The organism is Jannaschia formosa, from assembly GCF_003340555.1.
Taxonomy (GTDB): Bacteria; Pseudomonadota; Alphaproteobacteria; order Rhodobacterales; family Rhodobacteraceae; genus Jannaschia; species Jannaschia formosa.
In genome coordinates this window covers 1-764 of the sequence record NZ_QPLJ01000115.1, presented here as the reverse complement: position 1 = coordinate 764, position 764 = coordinate 1, and the positions used below count along the sequence as shown (strand labels likewise).

The window sequence follows — 764 nt, the reverse complement described above, 5'->3', positions numbered from 1 at the left end:
GGTTGGCGGCCGCTCATCGCGACCAGGGGGTGATAACACCGAAGCGGCAGGGTCGCGCAGCGGGGACCGCGGGCAAGCTTTCGCCCCACATGGCGTTCTTGACCGAGATCGTCCGTGCGGAGCCAGACATCACCCTGAAGGAATTGGCCGGGGCGCTGGAAGAGACGCGTGGTGTCTCGGTGCAGCTCTCGTCGATCCACCGGGCCCTGATCAGGGCGGGGATCTCATATAAAAAAAGGCCTGATCGCGCAGGAACGCGACCGGGCGGATATCAGGCTGGCCCGGCATGACTGGACCGTCCGTCGGCAGCCCTTCATGCGGGAAAGGGCGCATCGACTGGTCTTCCTCGATGAAACGTCGGTGAAGGCGAACATGACTCGCCTGCGGGGCCGGAGTGCCGTCGGCGAACGTCTTTTCGGCACGACCCCGTTCGGTCGCTGGAAGACGCAGACATTCATCGCCGGGCTCACTTGCGATGCGTTGATTGCGCCCTGGGTGATCGAGGGCGCGATGGACCGGGCCGCTTTCGACGTCTACGTCGAGACCCAGCTCGCACCGGCCCTGTCGCCAGGCACCGTCGTCATCCTCGACAACCTCTCGACCCACAGGAGCCCGAAAGCCGCCGAGATCCTGAACGCCCATGGCTGCTGGATGCTGTTCCTGCCGGCCTACTCGCCCGACCTGAACCCGATCGAGATGGCCTTCTCCAAGCTGAAAGCCCACCTCCGCCGCATCGGCGCGCGGACCTACGATACGCTCATCCG

The 764-nt window shown here is 65.2% G+C and carries 2 protein-coding genes; both read left to right on the top strand.

The genetic code is table 11. The features are described 5' to 3' along the window. On the top strand, positions 1-290 hold a 290-nt coding region (locus DR046_RS23425; RefSeq protein ID WP_209313654.1), incomplete at its 5' end, for a hypothetical protein. An 82-nt stretch (positions 291-372) separates the two neighbouring features. After that, positions 373-764: transposase (locus DR046_RS23065; RefSeq protein ID WP_135227408.1), on the top strand; the 392-nt coding region annotated here is incomplete at its 3' end.